Source organism: Endozoicomonas sp. SESOKO3, assembly GCF_024606255.1.
In genome coordinates, this window is sequence record NZ_JAHHPR010000021.1 from 1 (window position 1) to 1,217 (window position 1,217).

Annotated in this window: 1 protein-coding gene; it reads left to right on the forward strand. The window is 47.3% G+C overall.

From position 1 onward, the window contains the following. On the forward strand, window positions 1-1,022 hold a 1,022-nt coding region (locus tag KDK18_RS00305; RefSeq protein WP_257252373.1), incomplete at its 5' end, for a hypothetical protein. Between the last annotated feature and the right edge of the window lie 195 nt (window positions 1,023-1,217).

The window sequence follows — 1,217 nt, forward strand, 5'->3', positions numbered from 1 at the left end:
GCTTTATTCTGTTAGAAATGCAGGAGCTTTTTCTCCGTGGCAAGGCGCTTCGTTCATTTAGTTTTAAGGTAGAGAAGCAAAAGCAGAACCCGGAGATTGCCAGAGACCCTGCATTTATTCTTTACCTGTCCAAGCTGACTGAAGCCTTTAACAATCATCCCACCCTTTGGCATACAGACAGCAAGCATCGTCACTATCAGGAAGGCCTCTCCGCCCTGTTTATGAAAGCCGCAGATCGTGAAGATTATGGTGATGAGTGGTACCAGCAAATTCGCAGAATTCTGAATGGTGAAAAGCCGGTCCTTGCCACTCCGCCAGCGCCCGTTCAAAAGCCTGTCGGGCATCATCCCTCGGATCTTGATGAACGGGAACGCTGGCTTAAACGTGTGTTAGGCATTCTGATAGCCGCAGAGGGCATAGCCATGGTGGCCGTGTTGGTATATTGGGTAATTGATGCATATAAAACGAAATCGCGAAGGCTGGAACGCTTGCAAGAGGATAAGCTGCAAAGGAAGTTAGGCCGGGCACTCAACAAACCCTGGCGGAAAGATCCGAAAGGAAGGGACTGGAAACCCACCGTAACGGACAGGGAGCAGGTCAGAGAGATCATCCAAGGGTTTGATCAAAAGGTTTGGAAAAATGTACTGATCAATGCCGGGGTTTTGAATCCCTTTTGCTGTAACATGGATCTGAATGATCTCTACATGCAGTGGTCGCTGACAGAGCTTTACGGTTATTTGAGGCAAGAAGAATATATCTTGACAAGAGAAGATAAAATACGGCGCGAAAGGGAGCAAGAGCTAAGAGAGCAAGAGCTAAGGGAGCGGGAAGAAGCGGCCAGAAGAGCCAGAGCAGCCACTTACACCGCAACAATCCATCAAAAAGAAAACAGGGAGACTTTATTTTCCCCCAATCCCAGCTTCATTTGGGACTCCTCAGATAGTGATGATGGCTTTGGTTCTACCAGCTGGGGTACACCGACTACTTTTTCAGTTCAGGGTCTGGAGGCTAGCTGGGATTGATTATTAAAGTGATGTATTTCAGTCAACAATTTCGGCAATTAAAGGGGCCGATAAGGGGGCTGACGTTGTAAATTAATTGTTTTACTCTGCACCTGCCGGTTTACTGTCCTATGCTTTCAGGATTTGTCAGGAAATGGGTTAGGTCAGGTGTTCCATTATCGCGCTTTATGGTCTGTGCTTTTCAGTCTGATGTTG